This is a genomic window from Plantactinospora sp. WMMB782, from assembly GCF_049179135.1.
Taxonomy (GTDB): domain Bacteria; phylum Actinomycetota; class Actinomycetes; order Mycobacteriales; family Micromonosporaceae; genus Plantactinospora.
Genome location: NZ_JBMHMC010000007.1, coordinates 4,149,063 through 4,175,551, shown reverse-complemented (window position 1 = coordinate 4,175,551; position 26,489 = coordinate 4,149,063). Strand labels below are relative to the sequence as shown.

20 protein-coding genes are annotated in these 26,489 nt (G+C 72.3%); 1 reads left to right on the top strand and 19 read right to left on the bottom strand.

Annotated features, from left to right (window positions below; all coding sequences use genetic code 11):
* Positions 1-19 precede the first annotated feature (19 nt).
* The 14 genes from ACN28A_RS21060 to ACN28A_RS20995 all read right to left on the bottom strand — a co-directional run bounded on the left by ACN28A_RS21060 (position 20) and on the right by ACN28A_RS20995 (position 18,590).
* Positions 20-940 (bottom strand): diacylglycerol/lipid kinase family protein, encoded by a 921-nt coding sequence (locus ACN28A_RS21060; RefSeq protein WP_421397285.1) that lies wholly within the window; start codon positions 938-940, stop codon positions 20-22.
* A complete protein-coding gene (locus ACN28A_RS21055) occupies positions 927-1,934 on the bottom strand; it encodes an NAD-dependent epimerase/dehydratase family protein (protein ID WP_421397283.1) in 1,008 nt (335 codons plus the stop codon). The genes ACN28A_RS21060 and ACN28A_RS21055 overlap by 14 nt, the downstream gene beginning before the upstream one ends.
* Positions 1,934-2,983, bottom strand: a complete 1,050-nt coding sequence (locus ACN28A_RS21050; RefSeq protein ID WP_421397281.1) for a thiamine-phosphate kinase — start codon at positions 2,981-2,983, stop codon at positions 1,934-1,936. The genes ACN28A_RS21055 and ACN28A_RS21050 overlap by 1 nt, the downstream gene beginning before the upstream one ends.
* Before the next feature lie 2 nt (positions 2,984-2,985).
* Positions 2,986-3,969, bottom strand: coding sequence for a UbiA prenyltransferase family protein (locus ACN28A_RS21045; protein WP_421397279.1), 984 nt, complete (start codon positions 3,967-3,969; stop codon positions 2,986-2,988).
* A gap of 94 nt (positions 3,970-4,063) precedes the next feature.
* Positions 4,064-5,242 carry an aminotransferase class I/II-fold pyridoxal phosphate-dependent enzyme gene (locus ACN28A_RS21040; RefSeq protein ID WP_421397277.1) on the bottom strand — a complete coding sequence of 393 codons (1,179 nt, stop codon included), beginning with the start codon at positions 5,240-5,242 and terminating at the stop codon, positions 4,064-4,066.
* Positions 5,243-5,923: 681 nt separating this feature from the next.
* The gene (locus tag ACN28A_RS21035; RefSeq protein WP_421404543.1) at positions 5,924-7,258 is read right to left on the bottom strand and encodes a UDP-glucose dehydrogenase family protein; all 1,335 of its coding nucleotides are present in this window, start codon (positions 7,256-7,258) and stop codon (positions 5,924-5,926) included.
* A 5-nt stretch (positions 7,259-7,263) separates the two neighbouring features.
* The gene (locus tag ACN28A_RS21030) at positions 7,264-8,274 is read right to left on the bottom strand and encodes a GDP-mannose 4,6-dehydratase (protein ID WP_421397275.1); all 1,011 of its coding nucleotides are present in this window, start codon (positions 8,272-8,274) and stop codon (positions 7,264-7,266) included.
* A 688-nt stretch (positions 8,275-8,962) separates the two neighbouring features.
* Positions 8,963-11,860: a BTAD domain-containing putative transcriptional regulator gene (locus ACN28A_RS21025; protein ID WP_421397273.1), complete on the bottom strand. Its 2,898-nt coding sequence runs from the start codon at positions 11,858-11,860 to the stop codon at positions 8,963-8,965.
* A gap of 207 nt (positions 11,861-12,067) precedes the next feature.
* The gene (locus ACN28A_RS21020; protein ID WP_421397272.1) at positions 12,068-12,385 is read right to left on the bottom strand and encodes a hydroxyisourate hydrolase; all 318 of its coding nucleotides are present in this window, start codon (positions 12,383-12,385) and stop codon (positions 12,068-12,070) included.
* Between the two features lie 307 nt (positions 12,386-12,692).
* A complete protein-coding gene (locus tag ACN28A_RS21015; protein ID WP_421397270.1) occupies positions 12,693-13,040 on the bottom strand; it encodes an SRPBCC family protein in 348 nt (115 codons plus the stop codon).
* Complete coding sequence (locus ACN28A_RS21010; protein WP_421397268.1) at positions 13,037-14,590, bottom strand: aldehyde dehydrogenase family protein; 1,554 nt, start codon at positions 14,588-14,590, stop codon at positions 13,037-13,039. Before ACN28A_RS21010 ends, ACN28A_RS21015 begins: the two co-directional genes overlap by 4 nt.
* The gene (locus ACN28A_RS21005) at positions 14,587-15,735 is read right to left on the bottom strand and encodes an acyl-CoA dehydrogenase family protein (RefSeq protein ID WP_421397267.1); all 1,149 of its coding nucleotides are present in this window, start codon (positions 15,733-15,735) and stop codon (positions 14,587-14,589) included. The genes ACN28A_RS21010 and ACN28A_RS21005 overlap by 4 nt, the downstream gene beginning before the upstream one ends.
* Positions 15,735-17,375 carry an AMP-binding protein gene (locus ACN28A_RS21000; RefSeq protein ID WP_421397265.1) on the bottom strand — a complete coding sequence of 547 codons (1,641 nt, stop codon included), beginning with the start codon at positions 17,373-17,375 and terminating at the stop codon, positions 15,735-15,737. Before ACN28A_RS21000 ends, ACN28A_RS21005 begins: the two co-directional genes overlap by 1 nt.
* 15 nt (positions 17,376-17,390) lie before the next feature.
* Entirely contained in the window at positions 17,391-18,590 is a 1,200-nt protein-coding gene (locus tag ACN28A_RS20995) for a glycosyltransferase (RefSeq protein WP_421397263.1), read from the bottom strand.
* Positions 18,591-18,884: 294 nt separating this feature from the next.
* Between ACN28A_RS20995 and ACN28A_RS20990 the strand changes: the two genes are divergently transcribed.
* Positions 18,885-21,512: a LuxR C-terminal-related transcriptional regulator gene (locus tag ACN28A_RS20990; protein ID WP_421397261.1), complete on the top strand. Its 2,628-nt coding sequence runs from the start codon at positions 18,885-18,887 to the stop codon at positions 21,510-21,512.
* Between the two features lie 200 nt (positions 21,513-21,712).
* Here ACN28A_RS20990 and ACN28A_RS20985 read toward each other — a convergent pair whose 3' ends face one another.
* The 5 genes from ACN28A_RS20985 to ACN28A_RS20965 are packed head-to-tail and all read right to left on the bottom strand — an operon-like array spanning position 21,713 to position 26,415.
* Entirely contained in the window at positions 21,713-22,954 is a 1,242-nt protein-coding gene (locus ACN28A_RS20985; RefSeq protein ID WP_421397259.1) for a sulfate adenylyltransferase subunit 1, read from the bottom strand.
* A gap of 2 nt (positions 22,955-22,956) precedes the next feature.
* Complete coding sequence (gene cysD / locus ACN28A_RS20980; RefSeq protein ID WP_421397257.1) at positions 22,957-23,847, bottom strand: sulfate adenylyltransferase subunit CysD; 891 nt, start codon at positions 23,845-23,847, stop codon at positions 22,957-22,959.
* Positions 23,844-24,635, bottom strand: coding sequence for an SDR family oxidoreductase (locus ACN28A_RS20975; protein ID WP_421397255.1), 792 nt, complete (start codon positions 24,633-24,635; stop codon positions 23,844-23,846). The genes cysD and ACN28A_RS20975 overlap by 4 nt, the downstream gene beginning before the upstream one ends.
* A complete protein-coding gene (locus ACN28A_RS20970; protein WP_421397253.1) occupies positions 24,635-25,537 on the bottom strand; it encodes a sulfotransferase in 903 nt (300 codons plus the stop codon). The genes ACN28A_RS20975 and ACN28A_RS20970 overlap by 1 nt, the downstream gene beginning before the upstream one ends.
* Positions 25,534-26,415: a family 3 encapsulin nanocompartment shell protein gene (locus ACN28A_RS20965; protein ID WP_421397251.1), complete on the bottom strand. Its 882-nt coding sequence runs from the start codon at positions 26,413-26,415 to the stop codon at positions 25,534-25,536. Before ACN28A_RS20965 ends, ACN28A_RS20970 begins: the two co-directional genes overlap by 4 nt.
* Positions 26,416-26,489: the final 74 nt, after the last annotated feature.

Sequence of the window (26,489 nt, the reverse complement as noted above, 5' to 3'; positions counted from 1 at the left end):
TCTTCCTCTCCTGCTTCGCTCAGACCACCGTGGTGAGCTGCGCCGGGTGTACCGAGAAGGTGGCCGGGGTGTACCCGACGATCTCGCCGTCCACCTCCACCGGCAGCGGGGTGTCCGCGTCGACCGCGACGGTGCGGACCTGGCTGCGCCGGATCGCGGGATGCCCTGCCGCGCTGCCGCGCAACACCCGCCACATCAGGCCGAGCACGCCGGCCCGGCCCAGCCCGAGCACCGCCACGACGTCGAGCTGCCCGGCCTCGGCCGGCCGCGTCGAGCCGAAGGTCAGACCGCCGGCGAAGTACGGCACCTTCAGGACCGCGAGGTTTGTCAGCGGATGCCGGGACGCTTCGCCGTCCAGTTCCAGCCGCGCCCCGACCGGTTTCCAGCCGGCCAGCGTCCGGGCCCCGGAGGCCACCTCGGCGAGTTGCAGGTCGATCCGCTTGAGCACCCGGTTCACCGGCGTCTTCTCGGTGAACCGGGCCCCGATGGTGCTGATCAGCCCCACGGTGCAGTTGACCAGGAAATAGCGGTGCCCGGAGCTGCCGTCGGCGCGGGTGAAGGTCACCGCGCCGACGTCGGTGGCCCGGTCGCGGCCACGGTCGAGCAGGTCGCCGAGGTCGGTGACCGGGTCCCGGCCGCGGACGAAGTCGTTGCAGGTGCCGGCCGGCACGTAGGCCAGCCGCACCTTCTCGTCGCCGGCCGCCAGTATCCCGTTCGCGACGTCGGAGAGGGTGCCGTCCCCGCCGATCGCGACCACCGTGCGGTAGCCGTCCGCGACGGCCTGCCGGCCGAGTTCGACGGCGTGCCCGGGGTGCCGGGTCGGCCAGCGGTCGGCACCGGGCAGCTCGACGGCGAGCCGCTGCTCGATCAGCCGCCGGCGCTGGACCCCGGAGGTCGGGTTGACGATGCAGACGACCCGTTCACCGTCATCCGCGGCCATCTGCCCGCACCCCCTCCGGTGCCCGCCCCAGCCCGGCGAGGGTGCGGCGCAGCGCCTCCGCCAGGTCCACCCGGGGCGTGTAGCCGAGCGACCTGATCCGGTCGAGCCGGTAGCGCATCCCGCCGGCCACGGACCGCACGGCGTAGCGGGTGAGCATCGGCCGTCCGGAGCCGGTGCCGATCCCGGCCAGCCCGGCCAGTTCGGAGAGGGCCGCCACCGCCAGCGCACCGCGCATCGGGACCGAGCGGGCCGGCGGCACCGCCCCGACCCGCTCGGCGAGCCGGTCGAAGAGCTGCCCCACGGTGAGGCCGTAGGAGTCGCCGACGATGAACCGGCCGCCGGCCGCCCCGGGCGTGGTGCCGGCCAGCACGATCGCGTCGGCCAGGTTCTCGCTGTAGGTGAGTTCGATCGGGGCGGCACCCCGGTCGATCCGCACCAGCTTGCCGTCGCGCAGCCCGCGCACCAGCTCCGGCACGAAGTGCCGGTCACCCGGGCCGAAGATCCAGGTCGGATAGACGACGGTGACCTCCAGTCCGTGCCGCTGGTACGACCAGGCGATCTCCTCCCCGGCCAACTTCGACCGGGAGTACGCGTACGGCGGTACCCGCTTCGGCGACGTCTCGTCGATGACGTCGCGGGCGTCGAAGCCGAAGACGTCGACGGTGCTCAGGTAGACGAAGCGGCGTACACCGCAGCGCAGCGCCTCGTCCAGCAGGGCCCGGGTGCCGTCCCGGTTCACCTGCCAGATCCGGCGTCCGGGCCGCCAGTCGCTCAGGTCGGCTGCCGCGTGCACCACCAGCTCGACACCCTCGCAGGCGCCGCGCAGCGACGCCGGATCGGTCAGGTCGCCGAGCTGTTCGGCGTACCCGACGGCTTCCGGCGAGGGCGTGCGGGCCAGTCCGCGTACCGGCCAGCCCCGCTCCCGCAGTGCGGCGGCGACCGCCCGGCCGACGCAGCCGGTGACCCCGGTCACCAGCGCCACGCCCCGCGCCATCACACCCCTTTCGCCAGCAGGTCGAGCAGGTCGGTGAGGAGTCCTCCGGAGGGGTCGATGGCCCGGACCCGCGGCAGCAGCTCCCGCAGGTCCCGGCGGGTGCCGGACTCGTCGGCGAGCAGCAGCTCCGGGCCGGTCGTCAGCTGACCGACCCGGATCGCGGTCAGGCCCCGTTCGGCGAGCGCCCGCGCGCTGCGCTCCCCGTCGGCGGCGTCGACCGCGTACAGCAGCTCGAACTCGCCCCACTCCCCGGCCGCCATCAACCAGCGGGGCAGTCCGAACGAGTCGGCGAGCGCCATGGTCGCCGGGTCGTACGCCTCGGCCCGCAACACAACCTCGACCCCCAGCCCGTTGATCTCGGCGAGGCCGACCGCCGCGTTCAGCAGCCCGTCGCTGGTGTCGATGCACGCCCGGGCGTACCCGCGGAGCACCTCGGCGGCGACCACCCGCGCCTCGGGCAGCCACGGCTGTTCGTCACCGAGGGAGCCGAGGGCGAGCCGGCGGAACCCGGCACAGTTGCCGGCGCCGACCGGGCCGGTCACGTAGAGCGCGTCACCGGGCCGGGCGCCGACCCGGCTGAGGAACCGGCCACGCCGCAACGTGCCGATCGCGCAGGAGGTGAAGCTCTCCTCGGCCGCCCAGTTGGTGTCGCCGCCGACGATGTGGCAGCCGTACCGCTCGGCGGCGTCGGACGCACCCCGCCCGAACTCGCGGGCCTGGTCGTTGGTCCACCCGTCCCGGGGCAGCGAGCAGGAGATCAGCACGGCCACCGGGTCGGCGGCGACGGCCGCGAGATCGCTCACGCTGACCGTGGTGGTCAGCCAGCCCTTGGCGTACGGGGTGGACGCGGTGGCCAGCTCGGCTCCGCCGTTGAGCGTGTCGACGGTCACCGCCAGCAGTCCGGCGGGGCCGAGGTCGAGCAGTTCGGCGTCGGCCTCGAAGGCGGCGTTGAGCTGGCGCGGTGACCTGGCCATCCCCTCGCGCATGGCGGTGATGAGGCTGCCCTCGGCCGCGTCGAGGTAGAGCCGGGCCCAGTCGACGGAGGTCACGATCACGCCTGCCGGGAGGAGGTCGTCGCGCGCAGCGTCAGCTCCAGGTAGAGCATCATCGGCACGGCTGCGACCAGGAAGAACGTCGGTCTGTGCAGGGCGCCGAGAGAGAGGGTGAAGAGCGTGGTCGCCCGGGTGAACCAGAGCAGCGCCTCGTACGCCCGCTCCTGGGGTGCCCGCAGCACGCTGCTCAGGCTGCGGACGAAGGCCAGCGAGGCGGCGGCGAGCAGCAGCAGGGAGGCCGCCACCGGATAGCCGCCCCGGTCCGCGTCGGCCAGCACGCCGGCCAACGCGCCGAGCACGGCCACCACCGGGAAGGCCACCGCGACCCGGCCGGCGACCCGGGTGCCGACCGCCACCGGCAGGGTGCGGTAGCCGGCGATCCGATCCCCGTCGATGTCCTTGAAGTAGCCGACCAGGCAGAAGCCGGCCAGCACCACCGCGACCAGCGCCGTCTGATACCAGGTCGTCGCCGGGATGTCGAGCCAGCCGGCGTCCGGCCGGACGGCCACCGCGCCGAGCACGGTGAACAGCGACATGTCGACACCGTTGGCCAGGTTGCCGGCCATCGGGATGCCCTTGGTCCAGGTGTAGACCAGGTGCCCGGCGATCGCGATGGCACTCCAGATCGCCAGTGCCGGCGCGACGACCACGGCCACCAACAGGAGCGACCCGGAGAGCAGCAGCGTCAGGCCGAGCCCGACGTGCGGGTTGATCAGCCCGGCGACGAACGGCCGGTCCGGTGCGTTGACGGCGTCGGCCTTGCGGTCGAACCAGTCGTTGATCACCACGCCGACGCCGTAGCCGAAGACGCAGAAGAGCAGCCCGATCACCACAGTGGTGGTGGTGGCCCCGGCCGACGGCGCCGTCGTGCCGACCAGGCCGGCCGAGAGCGACAGGGGTACGAAGTGGAACCGCCACATCCGGGCCCACGCGACCGCCCGGTCACGCGGTCGGATCGCGGGCTGGACCTGGGTGACGCTCATCTGGCCTCCGTTCGCGTGGCTGACACACCACCGTGCCTGGTCGGGTGGCGCGGATCGTCCGTCACCGGGGTCGGGCACCCGGTCCCCGGCGGGCTCACCGCGCGCCCTGCCCGACGTGTTCCGCGAGCGACAGGTCAGCCAGCGACCAGTCCGGCGGCGTCAGCTCGCGGACCTCGGCGAACGCGGCGACGGCCCGCTTGAGCTGCTCCGGGGTGTGTGTCGCGGTGAAGCTGGCCCGGACCCGGGGCGACGCCGCCGGCGGAATCACCGCGTTCACGTAGACGCCCCGGTCCAGCAGGCCCCGCCAGGTGAAGACGGTCGGGACGACGCCGTCGATGGGTACGCAGACGATCGGCGTCTCGCTCGGCAGCGGCTCGTAGCCCAGGGCGGCCAGCTCGCGGTGCACGTAGGACGCGTTCTCCAGCGCCTGCCGGCACCGCCACGGCTCGGCCCGCAGGATGCGCAGGGCGGCCTGGGCGGCGGCCAGGCTGGCCGGCGGGGCGGCGGCGCTGAAGATCAGACTGCGCGCGTGGTGCCGCAGGTATTCGATCACGTCCACCGGGCCGAGCACCGCTCCCCCGATCGACGCCAGCGACTTGCTGAAGGTCACGGTGACCAGGTCGACCTGCTCCGTCAGGCCGAAGTGCGCGGCGGTACCCCGGCCGTCGGCAAGTACGCCGAGGCCGTGCGCGTCGTCGACGAGCAGGCGGGCGCCGTACTTCTGGCAGAGCCGCACGGTCTCCGGCAGTGGGCAGAGGTCGCCGGCCATCGAGTACACCCCGTCGACCACGACCAGCCGGCCGGCGTCGGGCGGGCAGGCGGCCAGCCGCCGTTCCAGGTCCGCCATGTCGTTGTGGGCGAACCGGCGCACCTTCGCCGCGCTGAGGCCGCAACCGTCGTATACCGACGCGTGCGCCTCGCGGTCGATGATGACCACGTCGTGCCGGGACAGCAGTGCCGCGATCGCCCCGAGGTTCGCCTGGTAACCGGTCGGGAAGACAAGCGCGGCCGGCATGCCGACGAAGTCGGCGAGCTCCCGCTCCAGTTCCTCGTGCAGCGGGGTGTTGCCGTTGAGCAGTCGTGACCCGGTGCGCGACGAGCCGTACTCCTCGATGGCCGCCTGCGCGGCGGCGGTCACCCGTGGATCGGAGGTGAGTCCGAGGTAGTTGTTGGAGCCACACATCAGCACGTCACCGGCCGCCGTCCGGGCAACGGTCGTGTCCGAGCCCTCGAAGACGGTAAAGTACGGGTAAATTCCTGCCGCCTGCGCCACCCGCGCTTCTGCATAGGATCGGCATCGCTCAAAGATGTCCGTTGTCACCACGGTATTCCTGAGCCCCCCTCTCATGTGGAACCGTGATTACCCGATTCACGACACGCTTTGACCCACGGCGTCAGTTGCCGGCCATTGTGGTGACCATGCCCCTGACCGCGTCGCCACCCCGTTCTCGCTGGTCAAGGACGATTTCGACAGGATGACATCGACAGCGTCCCAATGTGCGTACGTCGTCGGGCCAGGCACCGAACCGACGCACGAGGAAATGGCGCATCGGGCGGATCAGGGCGCATTTGCACTACGCATGCTTGACCACCGATGGATCCCCGTGTGTCGCCTCAGATGCTCTCTTCCGTTGATCGAGTTTCTCTGGGCTGCCTACACCTTATCCACCGTGTCAAGGGCACGACAGGGCGAATGGTCCAATGAGGACGGCCGACCGCACCCCATTGCCCATCACCATGGCCATTGAACTGCACTGATTCAAACAACGTCGACGGTCGACGGCTGCGTCCGGTGTCGGGACGCCGCCCGCGCCGCCACGTGGACGAGGCGCCCCCGCCGCAGCCGGAGCTGTTGCAGGGGCGCCTCGACCACCGGCGGGGCACCGGAGGGGTTACGGCTGTCACGACCCCGGGACGTGCTCCCGGGTCCGGTCGGGCAGCGGACCGCGCCGCCTCACACGGTGCCGACCAGCGCCGGTTGCAGCGCGGGGCGGCCGGGAGCGACGTAGTTCCATCCCGCGCGGAGCCACCGCGCCGGGTCGAGCGCGTGCCGGGCGTCCACGATGTTCCGGCTCCGGACCACCTCGCCGAGCTCGTCCGGGTCGACGGTGCCGAACTCCGGCCAGTCCGTGAGCACCGCGACCGCGTCGGCACCGCTCGCCGCATCCAGCACGCCGCGCTCGTACACCAGGTTCGGGAAGACCCGGCGGGCGTTCTCCATCGCCTGCGGGTCGTAGACCGCGACCTCGCCCTCCTGCTGGTTGATCAGGTTGGCGACCCACAGTGCCGGCGAGTCCCGGACGTCGTCCGTGCCGCCCTTGAAGGCGGCACCGAGCACCGCGATCCGGCGGCCGGTGAACGCCCCGCCGCACTGCTTGCGGAGGTACTCCACCACCCGCTCCCGGCAGCGCAGGTTCACCGCGTCGACCTCGGCCAGGAAGGCCAGCGACTGGCCCACGCCCAGTTCGTGCGCGCGGGCCTGGAACGCCCGGATGTCCTTCGGCAGGCAGCCGCCGCCGAAGCCGAGCCCGGAGTTGAGGAACTGCCGGCCGATCCGGGCGTCGTAGCCGAGCGCGTCGGAGACGACCGTCACGTCGGCGCCGCTCGCCTCGCAGAACTCGGCGATCGCGTTGATGAACGAGATCTTGGTGGCGGTGAAGGAGTTGGCGGCCGTCTTGATCACCTCGGCGGTCGGCAGGTCGGCCACCACCACCGGCACCCCGGCGTCGATGATCGGGGCGTACACCTCGCGCAGCACCTTCTCGGCCTGCTCGTCCGGCACCCCGAGCACCAGCCGGTCCGGATGCAGCGTGTCCGACACCGCCTTGCCCTCGCAGAGGAACTCCGGGTTCCAGGCCACCGAGATGCTCTCGCCGGCCGGGGCCAGGACGCGCAGCATCGAGGTGATCCGGGCCGCGGTGCCGGCCGGTACCGTGGACTTGCCGACGACCAGGCACTCCTTCACCAGGTACGGTGCCAGCGTCTCCACCACGGCGTCCAGGTAGCGCATGTCGGCGGCGGTACCGTCGCCGAGCTGCGGCGTGCCGACGCAGATGAAGTGCACGTCGGCGGTGGCCGCCTCCTCGTACGAGGTGGTGAAGCGCAGCCGCCCGTTCGCCAGGTGCCGGGCGATCAACTCGTCCAGACCGGGCTCGAAGAACGGCGACCGCCCGCCGGCCAGCGTGGCGATCTTGGCCGCGTCCACGTCGACGCCGATGACCTGGTGGCCCAGCTCCGCCATGCCGGCCGCGTGCGTGACACCGAGGTAGCCGCAGCCCACTACGGAGATCGTGCTCATCGCTCCTCCTCGCGTTGCGTACCGGCGCCCGGGATGAACGGGCTCTCCGGATCTCTGGCCTGCCGTTCCCGCCGTGCCGCCTCCACCGTGCGGCGCAGCCCCTCCCGCAGCGGGACCCGCGGCTGCCAGCCCAGCTCCCGCTTCGCCCGGCTGATGTCGGGGCAGCGCTGCCGGGGGTCGTCCGCGTCCGCCTCGATGTACTTCAGCGCCGGCGGGGCACCGGCGACCTCGCACACCAGGAGGGCGAGGTCCTTGATGCTGATCTCCTGGGTGTTGCCGATGTTCACCGGCCGCCCGTACTCGCTCTCCGCGATCGCCAGGATGCCCCGCGCGGTGTCCTCGGCGTAGCAGGGCGAGCGGGTCTGACTGCCGTCACCGTGGATCTCCAGCGGCAGCCCGTCGACCGCCTGGGCGACGAAGCCGCAGATCACCCGGCCGTCCGGCCGCATCCTCGGCCCGTAGCTGTTGAAGATCCGGGCGATGCCGACGCTCAGCCCGTGCTGCTTGGCGTACGCCGTGGTGAGCGCCTCGGCGTACCGCTTCGCCTCGTCGTAGACCGAGCGCGGGCCGATCGGGTTGACGTTGCCCCAGTACTCCTCGTCCTGTGGGTGGCGCAGCGGGTCGCCGTACACCTCGGAGGTGGAGGTGAGCACGAAGCGCGCGCCGTGCCGGTGCGCCAACCGCAGGGCGTGGTACGTCCCGGCGCCGCCGACCAGCATGGTCTCGATCGGCAGCCGGTAGAACTCGGGGATCGAGGCGGGCGACGCCATGTGCAGCACCAGGTCGACCGGCCCGGAGACCTCGATCCCCTCGGTGACGTCCGCCTCGACCAGCGAGAAACGGGGATCGCTCACGAGATGCTCGATGTAGCTCCAGTGTCCGGTGGAGAAGTTGTCGATGGCGACGACCTCCACGCCGGCGGCGAGAAGCTGCTCGCAGACGTATGAGCCGAGAAAGCCACCACCCCCGGTGACCACGGCCCGGTGGAATCGGCTGCTTGCTGACATGTGAACCTCCTCAACTGCATCGGATGCGGGCTAGGAAGGTGCGGCGGGATTCCGTTGGCATCGACCTGGACCCTCTTACAGGAATGGATTCGGTGTCACCGTCCGAAAAGGAACTCTGAGTTTCCGGGCCGAGCGGACGGGACGAGGTGACGCGGTGCGACACCGGCGACGAAATCGTCGCCACCGCCGCCTTCCCCACGTCCTTCCGCCCATTCCGGCGGCGACGGGGAGGCCCTTGTCACCCGGCACCCGTGTGACAGGACGCGCCGCGATTCACATAGTCCGAGCCGTCTGTCCCGCTGCAGAGAACGTACTCCGGTGGCGATACTCTCTTTGCCGGCCGACCACCACTCGATCGGCCCTCCGGGCCTACCTAACCGGGCCCCTGTCAATTCATGTCCGGGCTCGGAAGGTCCCGGACCGGTCACACCCCGGGGCCCGGTGCCGGGCGGTCGGGACGCCTCGACCGCGCCGGAGCCGGTGGCGCCGACAGCTGCCAGCCGACGACGACCGACCGCCCCACGAACGCACTCGGCACGCAATCCGGCCGGGGAACCGGATGGGTCCCGCCATTGGCGGAGTGAACGTGAATCCGGCGGCTTTCACGTCGATCGACGCGCCCGGATGGGCTGCCGAGGTACCGGAACGCACCGCCGGCCGGGTCGCACCGGCCCGGTGACGGGTCGGGTCAGGCCGCCTCTTGGCGGATCTGTTCGAGCAGTTCGTGCGCGACCACCCGCCCCGAGGACGCCTGGAGCTGGTCGAAGAGCGTGATCGCCTGCGAGGCCCACTCCATCGCCGACGGGTACTGCCGCTGCGCGCGGTGCAGCCGGGCGAGCGCGAGGCAGAACCGGGCGGTCGCCAGCCGGTCGCCGTTGCGGGACGCGATCGCGTACCCGTGGTCGAGGGTGGCGGCGGCCCGGTGGTGCAGTCCCTGGCGCAGCCGCAGCATGCCGAGCCCGTGCAGCACGTGTGCCTCGCCCGCCCGGTCCCGCCCCTCCTGCACCAGCTTCAGGGCCTTGACCAGCTCCTCCTCGGCCTGCGCCAGGTCGCCGTTGTCGAGGCGCAACTCACCGAGCCGGTGCAGCACCATCGCGTGCACCCGGGTGCTGTTCGCGGCGGTGGCGGTACGCAGCGCCTCCTCCAGCATCTCCGCGGCCCGCTCCCGGTCCCCCGCCTCCAGCCTGGTGCTGGCCATCCCGGTGAGGATGTGCGCCTCCGCCGCCCGGTCGCCGAGCGGCCGGAGCACGGAAAGCGCTTCCTGGTAGCGGCGCCAGGCGCTGTCCAGGTCGCCGCGGACCCGGTCCAGGAAGGCGAGGTGCCGCAGCGCGAGCGAGCGGCCGTGCGCCTCGCCGATCCGCTCGAACATGCTCAACGCCAGCATGAGCCGCGAGGACGCCTCGCCGAACCGCTGCTCGACGATGTTCAGCGCGCCGAGGGAGTAGAGCATCACCGCCTCACCCCGGCGGTCACCCGCCTGCTGTGCGGTGTGCAGGGCGAGCTCGTGGGTGCTGCGCCAGTCGTCGAGATAGCTGCGACTCTCGAAAAAGGCCACCATGGTGATGGCCAGGTCCCAGCAGTAGTCGGCGATCCCGGCCCGCGACGCCAGGCCGACCGCCGCGACCGCGGCCACCCGCTCGCTCTCGAACCAGGTCAGCGGGTCCTGCAACAACTCCTGCACGAGGCGCTCGGGCAGCTCCCAACGGGACGCCGCACCGTGGATCACGGTGTAGTCGCCGCCGTAGAGTGCCCGGTGCCCGGACTCGACCAGGAACAGCCAGGCGCCCAGGAAACGGTTCAGCGCGTCGAGCCGCTCGCCGACCTCCTCGTCGGCGCCGAGCCGCTCCCGGGCGTACACCCGGACCAGGTCGTGCAGCCGGTAGCGGGTGGCGGCGCCGGAACCGCCGACGACGTCGACCAGCCGGGCGTCCACCAGGATGTCCAGCGCGTCGGTCGCGGTCGTCAGCTCCACACCGAGCAGCGGGGCGGCCACCCAGCCCTGGAAGTCCTGGGCGTCGAGGAGACCGAGCCGGCGCAGCAGGCACTGCGCGTCGTGGTCCAGGGCCTCGTAGCTGAAGGTGATGCTGGTCCGGACGTCCAGGCCGCCGTGGGCCAGCTCGTCCAGCCGCCGGTTCTCGTCCGCCAGCCGGCTGGTCAGCTGGGAGACCGTCCAGTGCGGACGGGCGATCAGCCGGGCCGCCGCGATCCGCAGCGCCAGCGGCAGCCGGCCACAGAGCTGGACCAGCCGCTGAGCCTCGGCCGGCTCGGCGGCGACCCGCTCCTCGCCGACCATCCGGGCCAGCAGCTCGACCGCATGGCGCTCGTCGAGCACCCCGACCTCGACCAGCCGGGAGCCCGGGATGCCGGCCAGCCGTCGCCGGCTGGTCACGATCACCCCGCAGGTCGGTGCGCCGGGCAGCAACGCCCGCACCTGCCGCTCGTCCACCGCGTCGTCCAGGACCACGAGCACCCGGGACCCGGCGACCCGGCTGCGGAAGGTGGCCGCCCGGGCTTCCAGCCCCTCGGGTACGGCCGAGCCCGGGATGTTCAACGCGCGGAGGAAGCGGTCCAGGATCTGGGCCAGCCCGTCGCCGTTGCCCCGCCCGCCACCCAGCTGGACGAAGAGCTGCCCGTCCGGAAAGTCACCGGCCAGCGCGTGCGCGAGGTGTACCGCCAGGGTGGTCTTGCCGACCCCGCCCCGACCGGTGATCGTCACCACCGGTACCGCGTCGCTGTCCGCCCGGGTCGCGGGTCTTCGCAGGAAGTCGCAGAGCTCGTCGACCAGCTCGCGATGACCGGTGAAGTCCGGCACCGCGGCCGGCGTCATCCGGGGCGCGGGGATCAGGGTCTCCTCGACCTCCGCCGGCGCCACGTCGGCGGTCAGCGCGGGATCGGCGTTGCCGGTCAGGATGGCGCGCTCCAGCGAGCGCAGCGACTCGCTCGGCTCCAGGCCCAGGTCGTCCACTGACGCCTGGCGGGCCGACTGGTACGCCGCAAGCGCGTCGGCCTGCCGGCCGGACCGGTAGAGCGCGGTCATCAGCTGGTGCCAGAGCCGCTCCCGCAGCGGGTATTCGGTGACCAGGGCCATCAGCTCGTCGACGAGCTCGCGGTGCCGGCCGAGTCGCAGCTCCAGTTCGAGGTACTCCTCGGCCGCGACCAGCCGTCGTTCGGCGAGCCGGGCCGCCGCCGCCCGCACCAGCCGACCCTCCACACCGGCCAGTGGCTCGCCCTGGTGCAGCGAGAGGGCCCGCCGGAACGCCGAGGCGGCCGCCTCCAGCCGGTGCTCCCGGACCGCGGCCCGCCCCTCGGCGAGCAGGTCGTTGAAGGCCCGCAGGTCCAGTTCGCCGTCGGCGACCCGGATCAGGTAGCCGGCCGGTGAGGTGACGATCCGGTCACCGAGACCGGCCTGACCGAGCGCGCGCCGGATCGTCGAGATGCAGATCTGGATCTGGCCCTTGGCCGTGGCCGGCGGCGCGTCCTCCCAGACCGCATCGATGAGCCGGCCGACCGGGACCACCTGGTTGGCCTCCAGGAGGAGCATCGCGAGTACGGTCTGCTGGCGGGACGCGGTGATATGGGCATCCACGACGTGGAGCGGCCCCAGGACGCGAAAGACGTGCACACTTCCCCCCCGTCACGACCGGCCGAGCCCGCCCGCTCACTTTCTAGCTGTCAGAAGATCGTCTCCAGCTGGTCAGAAAGATCGTCAACGTCCCGTACCGGCACCGCTACATCGTAGCGAAGGTGCTCATGGACGGCCAGAAGAGTGTCGATGTCATTGCCCGCAGAACCCCTAGGCGTGCTCCCAATACATCGCGAAGCTGGCCGTGCTGAGATACACCACCAGGCGCACCTCGGTTGCGGTATCACGCACATGGATGGCCACCGCGAAATCGCGGTACGGCGCCAGCGCGCCGAGCCCGGCGAAATAACCCGACGCGTCCACGGTCAGCAGATGTGCGCCGTACTCCACCTCGTGTGTCTCCATCGCGGGCAGCCGGCCGTCGTTGACGGTCGTCCCGGAGACCACCGGCCGCCAACCCCGATCGTCGCGGAACTCGAGCCGCAGCAGAACACCGGGGGCCGGCCGACCGCACATGCCATCGAGCACGCGAAGGGAAATCGTAGCCATCACTGCCTCTCAGAATTGTAGAGGTGAAGTCTTCCACCTCGCGCTGTCGTTGCGTTATCGAACCGCTAAATGATCGGCAACAAACGACGAAAGCGAGCGAAAGGCGGGCCGACAGTGAGCGCCGGTGAACTGTCCTCACACAAAACAAACCCGGGAAGGCGGAGATTACGATGCGGGACACGAACTGGGGCTGAACCCACACCACACAGGCGTCAAGGCGTCCCTCGACATTACATGTCGGAGGGACGCCTTTTTCATTCCGGAGAACACCTTAGCTGCCAGGAAATCAAAGCTTCACGATTACGGAACGGACGTGGGAGGCCAGCACCTTCTCGACGATCGGGTCGAGAATCCGGTCGTAGATCGGAACACCCACGTCGTAGCTGGCCTCGAACGACACCTCGCAGCCGCCGTCGACCGGCGAGATCCGCCACCGCCCGGTGAACTCGCGGAAGTCGCCGTCGACCTGCGCGAAGCCGACCGTACGCCGGTCCGGTGCCGGCTCGCAGGCCTGCGTCCAGCGGATACCGTGGCCCCGGAACGGCACCCGCCAGTCGGTGTCCAACCCCAGCAGCGCCTCGTACGCCCCGTCGGGGCTGGTCGCGATGGTCTCCCGTACCCGCACCGTCCTCATCGCATCCCCCTTCTCGACACGGCCTGCAGATGGGTGGTCCGCACCGCCATGTAGCTGGCCTCGCCGAAGACTCCCCCGGTCAACCCGGTGCCGCCGTGCGAGGGCAGGTAGGGGTAGAACCCGCAGTGGGACTCGTCGTTGACCTTGATCACACCGCCGTTGACCACCCCGGCCAGGAACCGGTCCACCACCGCGTCGTCGGTCGACCAGAACGAGTTGCGCAGCCCGTACGCGTTGCCGTTGACGAAGTCGACGACGTCGGCCAGCAGCGCGTCGTCGTCGCGCCCCGGCTCCGGCACCACCACCGGCAGCAGCGGGAAGAAGGTCTCCTCACGCACCGCCGCCACCTCCCGGCTGCGGACCAACCCGTCCACCCGCAGCACGGTCGGCTCCACGAAGTAGCCGGTCTCCGAGGGGGAGCCGTCCACCTCCAGCCGGCGCCCGCCGCAGACCAGCCGGGCGCCCCGCTCCAGCGCGTCGTGCAGCGTCGCGAAGTACGCCTCGGCGGCGAGCACCGGCGTCAGCTCCACGCCCTCGACGTCGGGGAAGCCGGGCCGGATCCGCCCGGCGGCGACCCGCAGCCGCTCCAGCAGCTCGTCGGCGACCGCCGGATGCACCACCACCTGGTTGGGGATGTTGCAGATCTGCCCGGAGGCGTTGAACGCCTCGGTAAGCGCCCCGACCGCCAGGTCGAGGTCGGCGTCCCGCCAGACCACCGCGCAGTCGTTGCCGGCGAGTTCCAGGATCGGCTTCTTGCCGGCCGCCACGCAGTCGTTCTGCAACGCCAGCCCCTTGGCGCTGCCGCCGAAGTAGATGACGTCGTCGACGTGCGGGCTGGCCAGCCAGTCGTCGAACATCGGCGGCCCGCACACCACGTTCACCGTGCCGGGCGGTGCGCCCACCTCGTCCAGCGCGGGCGCGACGATCTCCCGGATCGCGTACATGACGCCGAGCGGGAGGCTGCGCGGTGCGCGTACCACCACCGCGTTGCCGGCGAGCAGGCTGGCCGCGCCGTAGATCGCGTTGGAGTGCGGCGCGTTCTGCGGCGGGGCCACGCAGACCACCCCGTCCGGCCGGCGGCGCAACACGATCCGCTTGCCGCCGTGGCTGAACTCGCGGTGCAGCAGCTCGCCGCACCAGGCGAGGGTCTGCTCGCTGAAGATGTCGAGCAGCCCGTCGACCTCGCCGCTGGCCGCCGTACGCGGCCGGCCCTCGGCGACCATCACCTCGACGAACTCGTCACGGGTCTCGACCAGCCGCCGACGGATCGCGTCGCCGAACCGCAGCCGGGTGCGCAGCGGGGTGGCCCGCCACTCCGGTACGGCGGCAGCGGCGGCGGCCAGCGCCTGCCGGCTCGTCTCCCGGTCGGCCAGGGCGCAGCGGCCGGCGACCCGGGGGTCGTCCTGCCCCGCACCCTGCCCCGACTCCAGTCGGCGCTTGAGCGCCAGACCGTCGAAGGTGTCGGTCAACAGTGCCCGCGCGGTGATCCCGTAGACGTGCCGGTCCGCCTCGACGTCCTTGCCCCCGATCAGGGACGGATAGTGCCTCATGGCGCGTACTCCCTGCCCAGCATCGAGCGCGCCACGACCAGCTTGGTGGCGTTCGCGGTGCCGTCGGCGAGCTGGGTACCGATCAGGTCGCGCAGGCGCTGCGCCAGCGGGCGCTCCTCGGAGTACCCGTAGTGGCCGAGGGTCAGCAGCGCCTGGTGGGCCGCCTCGACGGCCACCTTCGGCGCCCACCACTTCGCCATGTTCGCCTCCACCCGGTGGTCCAGCCCGGCGTCGTTGCGCCACAGCGCCTCGTAGGCCAGCAGCCGGGCCGCGTGCAGATAGGTGGCGTGCTCGGCGAGCGGGAAGGCGACGCCCTGGAACCGGCCGAGCGGCTGGTCGAACGCCTCCCGGTGCCGGGCGTGCGACACCGCGTCCGACAGCGACAGGCTGGCCACGCTCACGCACATCAGCGCGATGAGCGCCCGCGAGTAGTCGAAGCCGCGCATCCCCTGTGCGAAGCCGAGGCCCGCCCCGCCCACCGCGTCGAACGGTTTCACCGGCAGGCCGTCGAAGACCAGGGTGGCCCGGCCACCGGAGCGGTTGCCGAGGTCGCGCAGGGTCGAACGGGCCACGTAGCGGTCGTCGAGCCGGGCGTAGAAGGCGGTGACCCCGCGGGCCCGGGGCGCGTCACTGGTCCGGGCGAAGATCATCCCGTGCGTGGCGTACCCGCCCAGCATGATCGAGGTCTTCTCGCCGCTCAGCCGCCAGCCGTCGCCGCGCCGCTCGGCCCGCAGCTCGACGGCGGCCGCGTCGGTGCCGTGACCGGGCTCGGTCATGCAGAAGGCGACGAGCGAGTCACCCCGGGCGATCGGCGGCAGCCAGCGTTCCCGCTGCTCGGCACTGCCGTTCGCGGCCAGGATGCCGGAGACCAGGGCGGCGTTGAGCACCGGCCAGCAGGCGGTCAGGTCACCGGCGGCCAGCTCCTCCAGTGCCACGCCGGTGCTCACCGCGTCCAGCCCGAGCCCGCCGTACTCCTCCGGGACGCGCAGCGCGAACAGCCCGGCCGCGGCCAGCTCGGTGACCAGCGAGTCGCGGAACCGCCCGGAGCGGTCACTGTCCTGGGAGTACGGTGCGATCCGCTCCTTGGTGAACGCCCGCACCTTCTCGCCGAGCGCGCGTTGCTCGTCGGTAAGTAGAAAATCCATCATGCCGCCTTAAGCTGGTCACGGAGGATGAACTTCTGCACCTTGCCGGAGGGTGTCTTCGGCAGCTCGTCGACGACGCTGATCCGCTCCGGCCAGTACGGCTTCGCCATGCCCAGCGTGGTCAGGTGCGCGCGCAGGTCGTCCAGGGTCGGCGCCGGCCCCTCCGGGACGATCACCGCGCACGCCCGCTCGCCGAGCCGCGGGTCCGGATAGCCGACGACCGCCACGTCGCGGATCGCCGGGTGCCGCAGCAGCGCGGCCTCCACCTCGGCCACCGGCACCTTCTCGGCGCCCCGGGCGATGATGTCCTTGACCCGCCCGGCGATGCGGATCCCGCCGTAGCCGTCGTCCCGGGCCAGGTCGCCGGTGTCGAACCAGCCGTCCGGGGTGAGCGACTGCCGGTACAGCTCCGGCCGGCGGTAGTAGCCCAGGCACTGGTTCTCGCCGCGCACCTGGAGCAGACCGACCTCGCCGGCGGTGACCGGCTCGCCGGTGGACTCGTCGACGATCCGCACCCGCATCCCGGGCACCGGCGTGCCGTCGCTCTCCGCCGCCCGCATCAGCGGGTCCTCCGGCCGGGTGACGGTGACGCAGCCGTTCTCGGTCATGCCCCAGACCGCGTACACCCGGCAGCCGAGCACGTCGCGGGCCTGCTCCACCAGGACCGGTGGCACCGGCGCGCTGCCGGTGCCGAAGGCCCGCAGCGCGCTGATGTCCCGGGGCCACTGCCGCTGCTCGCGGATCAGGTCCATCAGGAACGTCGGTGCGCCGTAGAAGAACGTCACCCGTTCCGCCTCGAAGATCCGCAGCATCAGGGTCGGGTCCCAGGCGTCCACCTGGACCGCGCTGGCGCCGAGCATGATCGGCATGACGAAGTTCCAGGTGTAGCCGCCCTGCAGGGTCGTCGGTGACCCCATCGCGGTGATCTCGTCGGGGGTGAGCCCCAGCACCTCGATCTGCCTGCGGTTGATCGCGTAGAGGGTCCGGTGGCTGTGCATCACCCCCTTCGGCTCGCCGGTGGTGCCGGAGGTGAACATCACCTGGGCCAGGTCGTCCGGCCCCGCCTCCAGGTCGTCCAGCTCACCCGGGGCGAGGTCGTCCTCCCAGGCCCGGCCGAGCAGGAAGGCGTCGAAGTCGAGCGCGCCCTCGGTGGTCGGGCCGCCGAGCAGGACGCGGTGGCGCAGCGTGGGTACCGCCCGCGCCACCTCCGCGCTCATCTCGTCGTACGAGTAGCCCCGCAGACTCGTCACTCCGACGTAGACGGGGCTTTCGGTGAGCCGGGTCATGAACTCCAGCTCCCGTCGACGCATGATCGGTGCCACCGGCCCGGCGGCGGCACCGATCCGGGCGCAGGCGAGGCTCAGTGCGACCAGCTGCCACGAGTTCGGCAGTTGCAGTGTCACCACGTCGCCCCGCCGTACGCCCAGCCGCGCCAGTGCCGCGGCGAGGCGCTCGACCGTGGCGGACAGCTCGGCGTAGCTGCGCCGCTCGGCCGGTCGGCCGTCGGCGTACCAGCAGATCGTCGCCGACCGGTCCGGGTACCGGTGCACGGCCTCCCGCAGGTGGTCGAGTACGGTCCGGCCGTCCCGCAGGCCGGTGCCGGCCCGCGAGGCGGGTGCCGAGCTTTCCACTACGGACATGACGCCCCTCCGAAGCTAGACCCCGACCGGGGTGAACTGGTCGAGCTGACCGATCGGGCGCTCCGGCCGCCAGGTGCCCGGCACCAGGTGCGCGTTGATCAACTTTCCGTCCGAGCGCAGCACCGAGTACGCCGGGTGCCGCATGTGCAGCAGCGGCTCCTCGTACGCGTCGTACGCCGCGTCGAAACCGAAGCGGTAGTTGAACTCGATGTCCTCGCCGCCCCAGCCCTGGTAGCGCTCGTCCATCCCGCCGACCCGGTGGTACAGCTCGGCCCGGGCGAAGAAGCAGAGGCCCGGCCCCCGGCGCAGGGTGAACCCGCGCACCTTGTTCATGTCGGCCGCCGGCGCCCCGCCGTGCAGCCGCTCCCGGATCGCCCGCCAGGTGGACGGGAAGTCCATCGCCAGCATGTCCCGGTACGGCAGGTGCCCCATCGTGCCGGGCCCGAGCATCCGTTCCACGTTGCGGGTCAGGAAGTCCCGGTCGGCCAGCACGTCGGCGTCCATGTGGCAGATGATCTCGGTGGGGCCGGGGCTGTGCACCACACCCGCGTTCATCGCCCAGGACTTGTTGAACACCCCGTCCTTGCGGGCGAAGAGGTAGTTGTCGGCGAACGGGCTGATCACGTCGCGCCAGCGCGACTGCTCGTCGCTCTCCACGACGGTGACCTGGTAGTGCTCGCGCGGGAAGGACTGGTCGCGCAACGAACGCAGGCAGGCCAGCAGGTTGCGCAGCCGGTCCCCGCCGCCCTCCAGCCGGCTGTGGAACGGGATCACGACCAGGACCTCGGGCTTGGCGCCGGCGGGCAGCGGCGTACCCGGATCGAACGCCTTCATCTCCTCCACCGTCACCGGCGTGGAGTCCCGGTCGTAGCCCTTGTTCAGCACGTGGCCGAGCCGCGAGTTGCACTCGGCCCGCCAGCCGAGGTGCAGCAGCTCGTCGATCTCGGGCTGCTTGCCCTGCCGCTCGACGAGCGCCGCGTGCAGCTCCCAGTAGCGGCGGTGGTCCGTCGGCTCGGCCAGCAGGCCCTCGCCGAGGGTCCGGATGGTCGGGTCGGTGCAGGCCCGGACCGCGTCGACGACCTTGTCGCGCCAGGGCCGGGAGATTTCCCAGTAGTAGAGCCCGGAGGCCGGTGCGTCAGGGTCGACCGCGACGACGAGGTTGTCGGTGACCGCCGTCGCCAGCACCGCGGGATCGGTAGGCTTCGTGTACGACATCTGCGCCCCTCTTCACGAGAGCTGGAATTCGGGTGAGCAAGCTTGCCGGCACCGGCGACGATACGAGGGCAGCACTGCTGAAGTGGCAGGTCCGGGGCTACCCCGCTTGCGAACGACTGCTACTCAACCGCTCCGACGGCCGCTACTCAGCGCAGCCGGCCGGGCTGCGGTGCACGGGGGGCCGCGACCTCCAACCGCCGCCGCGGTAGGGTACGGGCCGCCGCCACCAGCGCCAGCGTGCGCCGCATGGCCGATCGAAAGCCAGTCGATAGCCGCCGAGCTGACGCTGACGCGGTGAGGAATACGACCATGGGGGACCGGCTGCGGCAGGTGTTCGCCGGCCGACAAGCCGAGCTGGCCCGGATCGCCGCCGCGATGGCGAACGACGACATCGCCGGGGTGGCACTCACCGGCGCCGAGGGCGTCGGCAAGAGCCGCCTGCAGGTAGAGGCGGCCGGCCACGCCGACCCGGCCACCCACCGGGTCATCCACGCCGCCACCACGGCGGCCACCGCCAACGTACCGTTCGGCGCGCTCGCCGAGCACCTACCCTCCGCGCTGCTCAGCGCCCCGTTCACCGGTGACTCGCTACGGCTGGCCGCCGAGTCGCTGCGCAAGCACGCCGGCCGGCGCCGCCTGGTGCTGGTCGCCGACGACGCCCACCTGCTGGACGAGGCCTCGGCCGCGCTGGCGGTCCGGATGGCCCGGCGCGGCGAACTGTTCATCCTGACCACCGTGCGCCAGGGCCGCCGGTTGCCGCGCCCGATCGTCGAGCTGTGGACCGACGGGCTGGCCGAGTGGATCGAGGTCGACGCGCTGACCCGCGACGAGGTGCAGCAGATCCTCACCGAGGCGCTGCACGGCCAGGTGGACGGGGCGCTGGTGCAGCGCTTCTGGGAGGCCACCGCCGGCAACGCGCTCTGGGTACGCGAACTGCTCACCGCCCAGCTCGCCGCCGGCCGGCTGGTCGCCGACCAGGCGGCCGGGATGTGGCGGCTGACCGGCCACTTCGCCGTGCCGTCCTGGCTGGCGGACCTGGTCGACGAGCGGCTCGCGGCGGCACCCGCGGAGTGCCGGCCCGCCCTGGAGCTGCTCGCCTTCACCGAGCCGATCGACCCGCTGGTGGTGGGTGAGCTGATCGCGCCCGACGTGCTGGAGGCCGCCGAGGCGCACGGAGTGGTCCGGATCGAGCGGTGCGACGACCGGGACCAGGCGCGGCTGGCGTACCCCATCTACGGCGAGGTGCTGCGCGCCGTCACCCCCCGCTTGCGCGCCCAGCGCTGGCTGGACCGGTGCGCCGGCATCGTCGAGGCGACCAGCCAGCATCCGGTGGAGCTGGCCCGGGCCGCCCGGTGGCGGATGGAGAGCGGCCGGCGGCCCGGCCCGGAGGACGGCGGAAGCACGGTGACGGCCGCCCGGGGCGCCTGGGTGGCCATGGACCTGGAACTGGCCGAGCAGCTCGGCCGGCGGGCGCTCGCCGCCGGTGGCGGTGCGCCGGTCGCGGAACCGCTCGGCTACAGCCTGCTCTTCACCGGCCGGCCGGTCGAGGCCGAGGCCGCGCTGGCCCAGCTCGGGATACCGGAGGACGACGACGACCGGGCCCGGGTGGCCGCGGTACGCGCCTTCACGCTCTTCTTCGGCCTGGACCGTCCGGTCCAGGCCGAAGCGCTGCTGCGGGCCACCGCCGCCGAGCTGGCCAGCGAGCCGGCCCGCGACCGGCTGGTCGCCCGGCAGGCGCTGCTGCGCGCCCTCGCCGGCTCCGCCGAGTCCGCCCTGGAACTCGCCGGCACCGTGCCGGGCGAACCCGAGGCCCGGGTCGCGGCCGGCCTGTCGATGGTCTTCGCCGGCCTGGCCGGCGAAGGCGTGGCGGAACTGGACGGCGAGTGGCCGTCCGACGCGCCCTGGCTGGCGGTCCTCGCCGACCTCGGCGTGGTGCACGGCCAGTTGTGGACCGGCCGGTTCGAGGCCGCCGAGCAGCGGGCCCGGGAGAGCTACGAGCGGGCACTGGCCGGCAACTGGCCGTTCGGCCTGGCCATGGCGTGCCTGCTGCGCGGCCTGGTCGCCCGGATGCGGGGCCGGCTACGCGAGGAGATCTCCTGGTCCCGGGAGGGCGTCTCGATCGCCCGCCAGTACGGCCCGAGCAGCATGCTGGCCGTCCTGCTCGGGCTGATGGCCCACGGTCACGCCCTGACCGGCGACACGGAAGCGGCCGGGGAGAACCTGGCCGAGGTGGACCGGCTGCCCGCCGCCTCGATGCGGCTGCTGACGCCGTGGATCGAACTGGCCCGCACCTGGGTCGCCGCCGCGCAGCACGGTGACGGCGTGCCGCTCGCCCAGCGCGCCGCCCGGCTCGCCCGGTCCGCCGGCGCGGTCGGGTTCGAGGCGCTCGCCCTGCACGACGTGGTCCGGCTGGGTGCGGCGGAACGGGCCGCGGACCGGCTGCGGGTACTCGCCGACGACTCCGGGCACCGCCTCGCCGAGCTGTACGCCAGCCACGCCCGTGCGGTGGCCGACGGCGACGCCGGCACCCTGGCCCAGGTCTCGGCCGGCTTCGCGGAGCTGGGCAGCTCGCTGCTCGCCGCCGAGGCCGCCGCCGAGGAGTCGATCCGGCACCGCAACGGCGGCCAGCTCGCCCTGGCCTCCGCGGCCACCGCCCGGGCGCTCACCCTGATCCGCCGCTGCGAGGACGTGCCGCGCTGCCCGGCACTGTCCATCCTGGAGGCTCCGCACATCACGCCCCGGGAGAGCGAGATCGCCGAACTCGCCTCGCACGGCCTGTCCAGCAAGGAGATCGGCCGCCGCCTGGTGCTGTCGGTACGCACCGTGGAGAACCACCTGCACCGGGTGTACCGCAAGCTCGGCATCAGCACCCGAGCCGAGCTGGGCGCCCTGCGGGTGCTGCTCACCGAGACCGTCAGTTGACCGAGCCCGGCCGGGCCCCGAACGAACCCGGCCGGGCCTCCTCAGCCGAACCAGCCGGATCACGCGGACCAACCGGACCAACCGGACCACGCGAACCAGCCGAACCAGCCGGATCACGCGGACCAACCGGACCACGCGGAGCAGCACGTGAAGACGCCGGCGCCGCCCCCTCGCGGGAGCGGCGCCGGCGTCGGTCCGGGTCAGTTGACGACCCCGGCACCGACCGTCAGGTTGGTCGCCTCGTCGATCAGGATGAACGCGCCGGTGAGCCGGTTGCGGGAGTACGGGTCGCAGAAGAGCGGCCGGGTGACCCGCAGGTGCAGCCGGCCGATCTCGTTGCACCGCAGCTCGGTGGCGTCCCCGTCCCGGTGCAGGGTGTTCACGTCCAGCCGGTAGCGCAGGTCCTTCACCACCGCCCGGGCGGTCCGGGTGGTGTGCTTGACCAGCAGCCGCTGGCCCGGCCGGAGCGGCCGGTCGGTCATCCAGACCACCAGGGAGTCGAGGTCCTGGGTCGGGGTCGGTGCGTTGTGCGGCCGGCAGATCATGTCGCCCCGGGAGATGTCCAGGTCGTCGGCGAGCCGCAGCACCACCGACATCGGCGGGGCGGCCTCGTCCACCGGGCCGTCCGGACCGTCGATCCCGGCGATCCGGGTGGTCAGCCCGGTCGGCAGGTGCAGCACCTCGTCGCCGGGGCGCAGCACCCCGCCGGCGACCTGGCCGGCGTAGCCCCGGTAGTCGCGGTAGGCGTGCGACTGGGGCCGGATGACGTACTGCACCGGGAAGCGGGCGTCGACCAGGTTCCGGTCCGAGGCGATGTGCACGTTCTCCAGGTGGTGCAGCAGCGGGGCGCCGCCGTACCAGCCCATCTCGTAGGAGCGGCTGACCACGTTGTCGCCGCGCAGCGCGGAGATCGGCACGAACGTCACGTCCCGGGCCGAGAGCTTCGAGGTGAACGCCGAGAACTCCGCCCGGATCCGCTCGAAGACCGCCTCGTCGTAGCCGACCAGGTCCATCTTGTTGACGCAGACCACCAGGTGCGGCACGCCGAGCAGGCTGACCAGGAAGGCGTGCCGGCGGCTCTGCTCGACCAGCCCCTTCGTCGCGTCGACCAGGATGATCGCCAGATCCGCCGTGGAGGCCCCGGTCACCATGTTCCGGGTGTACTGGGCGTGCCCGGGGGTGTCGGCGATGATGAACTTCCGCTTGGGCGTGGCGAAGTAGCCGTACGCCACGTCGATGGTGATGCCCTGCTCCCGCTCGGCCCGCAGGCCGTCGGTGAGCAGGGCCAGGTTCGTGTACTCGTCGCCACGGTCCCGGCTGGCCCGCTCCACCGCCGCCAACTGGTCGGTGAAGGTGGACTTGGAATCGTAGAGCAGGCGGCCGATGAGGGTGCTCTTGCCGTCGTCCACCGAGCCGGCGGTGGCGAACCGCAGGATGTCCATGGTCAGAAGTACCCTTCCCGCTTGCGGTCCTCCATGGCGGCCTCGCTGACCCGGTCGTCGGCCCGGGTCGCCCCGCGCTCGGTGATCCGGGTCGACGCGACCTCCCTGACGATGTCGGCGACGGTGCGCGCCCCGGACTCGACGGCCCCGGTGCAGGTCATGTCGCCGACCGTGCGGTACCGGACGGTGGCCTCGACCACCTCCGCGCCCGCACCGGGCGCCTGGTACGGGTTCTCGGCCAGCAGCATGCCGTCCCGCTCGAAGACCCGGCGGCGGTGCGCGAAGTAGATCGACGGCACCTCCAGCCCGTCCCGGTCGATGTACCGCCAGACGTCCAGCTCGGTCCAGTTGGAGAGCGGGAAGACCCGGATGTGCTCGCCGCGCCGGATCCGCGTGTTGAACAGGTTCCACAGCTCGGGCCGCTGGTTCTTCGGATCCCACTGGCCGAACTCGTCCCGGAAGGAGAAGATCCGCTCCTTGGCCCGGGCCTTCTCCTCGTCCCGGCGGGCCCCGCCGAACGCGGCGTCGAAGCCGTACTTGTCGAGGGCGTCCAGCAGGGTGGTGGTCTGCAACCGGTTGCGGCTGGCCCGCGGCCCGGTCTCCTCGACCACCCGGCCGGTGTCGATCGACTCCTGCACCGAGGCGCAGATCAGCTGCACCCCCAGCTCGGCGACCCGCCGGTCCCGGTAGTCCAGCACCTCCGGGAAGTTGTGCCCGGTGTCGACGTGCAGCACCGGGAACGGGATCGGCGCCGGCCGGAACGCCTTCTCGGCCAGCCGGAGCATGACTATCGAGTCCTTGCCGCCGGAGAAGAGCAGCACCGGTCGCTCGAACTCGGCCGCCACCTCCCGGATGATGTGGATGGCCTCCGCCTCCAGTACCTCGACGCTCATCCGATCCCCCTGGTGTTTCCGCCGTCGACAAGCAGCACGGTGCCGGTCACGAAGCCGGCGTGCCGGCTGGCCAGGAACGCGGCCAGCGCCCCGAAGTCGGCGGGCTGCCCGATCCGGCCGAGCGGCACCTCGGCGGCGATCTCCTTCAGCGCGGTCTCCCGGTCCACTCCGGACCGCTGCGAGTGCGCCGCGACGAACCCCTCGAACGCCGGGGTCTGGTGCACCCCGGGAGCGAGGACGTTCACCGTGACGCCGCTGGCGCCCAGCGAGTGCACCAGCCCCTTGGCGAAGCCGAGTACGCCGAGCCGGGCGACCGCCGACATGGCGGTGCCCGGCAGCGGCTGGCGTACCGCCTCGGAGGTGATCATCAGGACCCGGCCCCAGCCGGCCTGCCGCAGGTACGGCAGGGCGGCCAGGGTGAGCGCGACGTGCGGCAGCGTGGCGCCGCCGAACGCCTGGCGGTAGTCGTCCACCGCGAAGGCGTCGGCCTTCCCGTGCGGTACGCCGGGCGAGTTGGTGACCACCACGTGCAGCGCGCCCAGCTCCTCGGCGGTACGCCGCACCCAGCCGGCCGCGGCCGCCTCGTCGGTGACGTCGACGACCGTGCTGAGCACCCGGCCCGGGCCGGCCCGGTCGACCTCCTCGTGTGCCCGGGCCAGCCGCTCCGGGTCGCGGGCGGAGATGGAGACGTCCGCGCCCTCGGCGGCCAGCGCCCGGGCGACCGCCAGACCGAGTCCGCTGCTCGCGGCGGCGACCAGGGCCACCCGGCCGGTCAGACCGAGGTCCATCACGCCGCTCCCTTCGCCCGCAGCGGATACCGGTAGCGGCGCAGCAGCGGCAGCGCGAGCGCGGTGCTCACCGCGGCGTGCCCGGCCGGCAGCTCGGTACGCCACCGCTCGTCCGGCCGGATCGCCACGGTGCCCTGGCCGAGCCGGTCCGGGTTGCCGGTGACCGTGTGGTTGACCCCGAGGGTGACCTTGCCGTCGTCGTCCACCGGCGGCTCGTCGTCCAGCCCGGCGAACCGGAGCACCTCGGCGACCACCCGGCGCGGCTCCCGGGTCAGGTCCTCGTGGCGGACCCGCAGGTAGCGCCCGTTGGAGGCGTTGCCGACCAGTTCGGAGGCCAGGTTGAAGCCGACCCAGTTCGAGGTGCTGGCCGCCGGGCTCATCGGGTCGATGTACCGCTTCGCCCGCAGGTACGAGTACGCGGTGGCCCGCGGGTCGCGCACGATGTGCACCAGGCGCAGGTCGACGTCCGGCCGGTCGAGCAGGGCCGCCGCCTCGGCCGGGTACTTCGAGCTGTCCACGATCGCCCGCGACGCCCCCCGCTCCGCCAGGGCCCGGTAGAGCGCGACCGTCCGGTCCACCACCGCGCGGGCCTGCTCCGGGGTGTTCGCCAGCCGGGCCCGGGTGTGCCGGGTACGCAGGGCGCCGCGCTGCCACCGCATCATCTGGGTGGCCAGCCGGGACAGGTCCGGCGCGTCGAGGGTGGCCACCACCGACGACCAGAGCGGGCACGCCTGGACCTGCTCGCCGCAGCCGCAGAGCGAGTTGGTGCCGTGCCGCAGCACCCCGTTCTGCCACAGGTAGTGCAGCTCGCCGACGTGCAGCACCCCGGGCAGCTCGTTGAGCACGTTGCCCAGGATGGTGCTGCCGCTGCGCAGCCACCCGGTGATGTAGACGACCTTCATTCCCGGTCACCTCCGAGCAGCAGGAAGTGCTGCGGCAGGTGCACGGCGAGACCGGCCCAGGTGCGGGCCTCGATCGCGTCGCCGACGATCGCCAGCGACGAGTTGCCCGGGTCGAGCAGCGTGACAGCCGCCCGGAAGTCGCCGAGCAGCGCCTGACCGCGCGGCATCATCCGGGTACGGGACACCTTGATGCCCGCCTCGCCGAGCCGGCCGAGGTAGCCGTCCCGGACCAGTTCCCAGTAGTGCGCGGGATGCACCACGATACCGTCGCAGGAGCCGCCGGTCTCCTCGACCGTGCCGGCCGCCTCGGTCAGCGCGGCACCGAGGTCTCCGTGCAGCGGCGCCCGGCGGATCTCCGGCAGGTTGAGCAGACCCTCGATCCGGTGGTCGGCGGTGCCGTGCAGCAGCGCCTGGTTCTCCACCACCCCGAGCCGGACCAGCACCCGGTAGTCGACGAACGCGGCGAGCAGGGCCGGATCGTGGCGCAGGCCGTCGGGTACCGGCACCGTGACGGACATCTCGGTCAGTTCGGCGTACTCGACGCTGGGCCGGAAGCCGGACTCGGGTGTGGTCGCGTAGGTGTTGCCGGCGGCGCCGTACCCGGCCTTCGGCGCCTCCCGGACGAACGCGAGGGTGCGGTCGGAGACGGAGGCCACCTTCAGCAGGTGGCGGACCGTGTACCGGGGTCGGGTCGCGAAGAGCGGGAACGAGGCGGTCAGGTGGGCGCGGATCGGCACGACGACGTCCGCGCCGTCCTTCTCCTGCGCGACCGCCCAGGCGAACTCCTCACCCGGACTGCGCCGGGTCAGCGACGGATCGGCCAGCGTCTGGCGGGTGACCTCCAGCGCGGTGGCGCTGGGCTGCATGGTTGTAGCCACTCTAGATCTCCTTTGACGGCTCGCGGAACGGCGGATTCGACTCGGCCTCCCCGAACAGCCGGTTCGACCCGGCT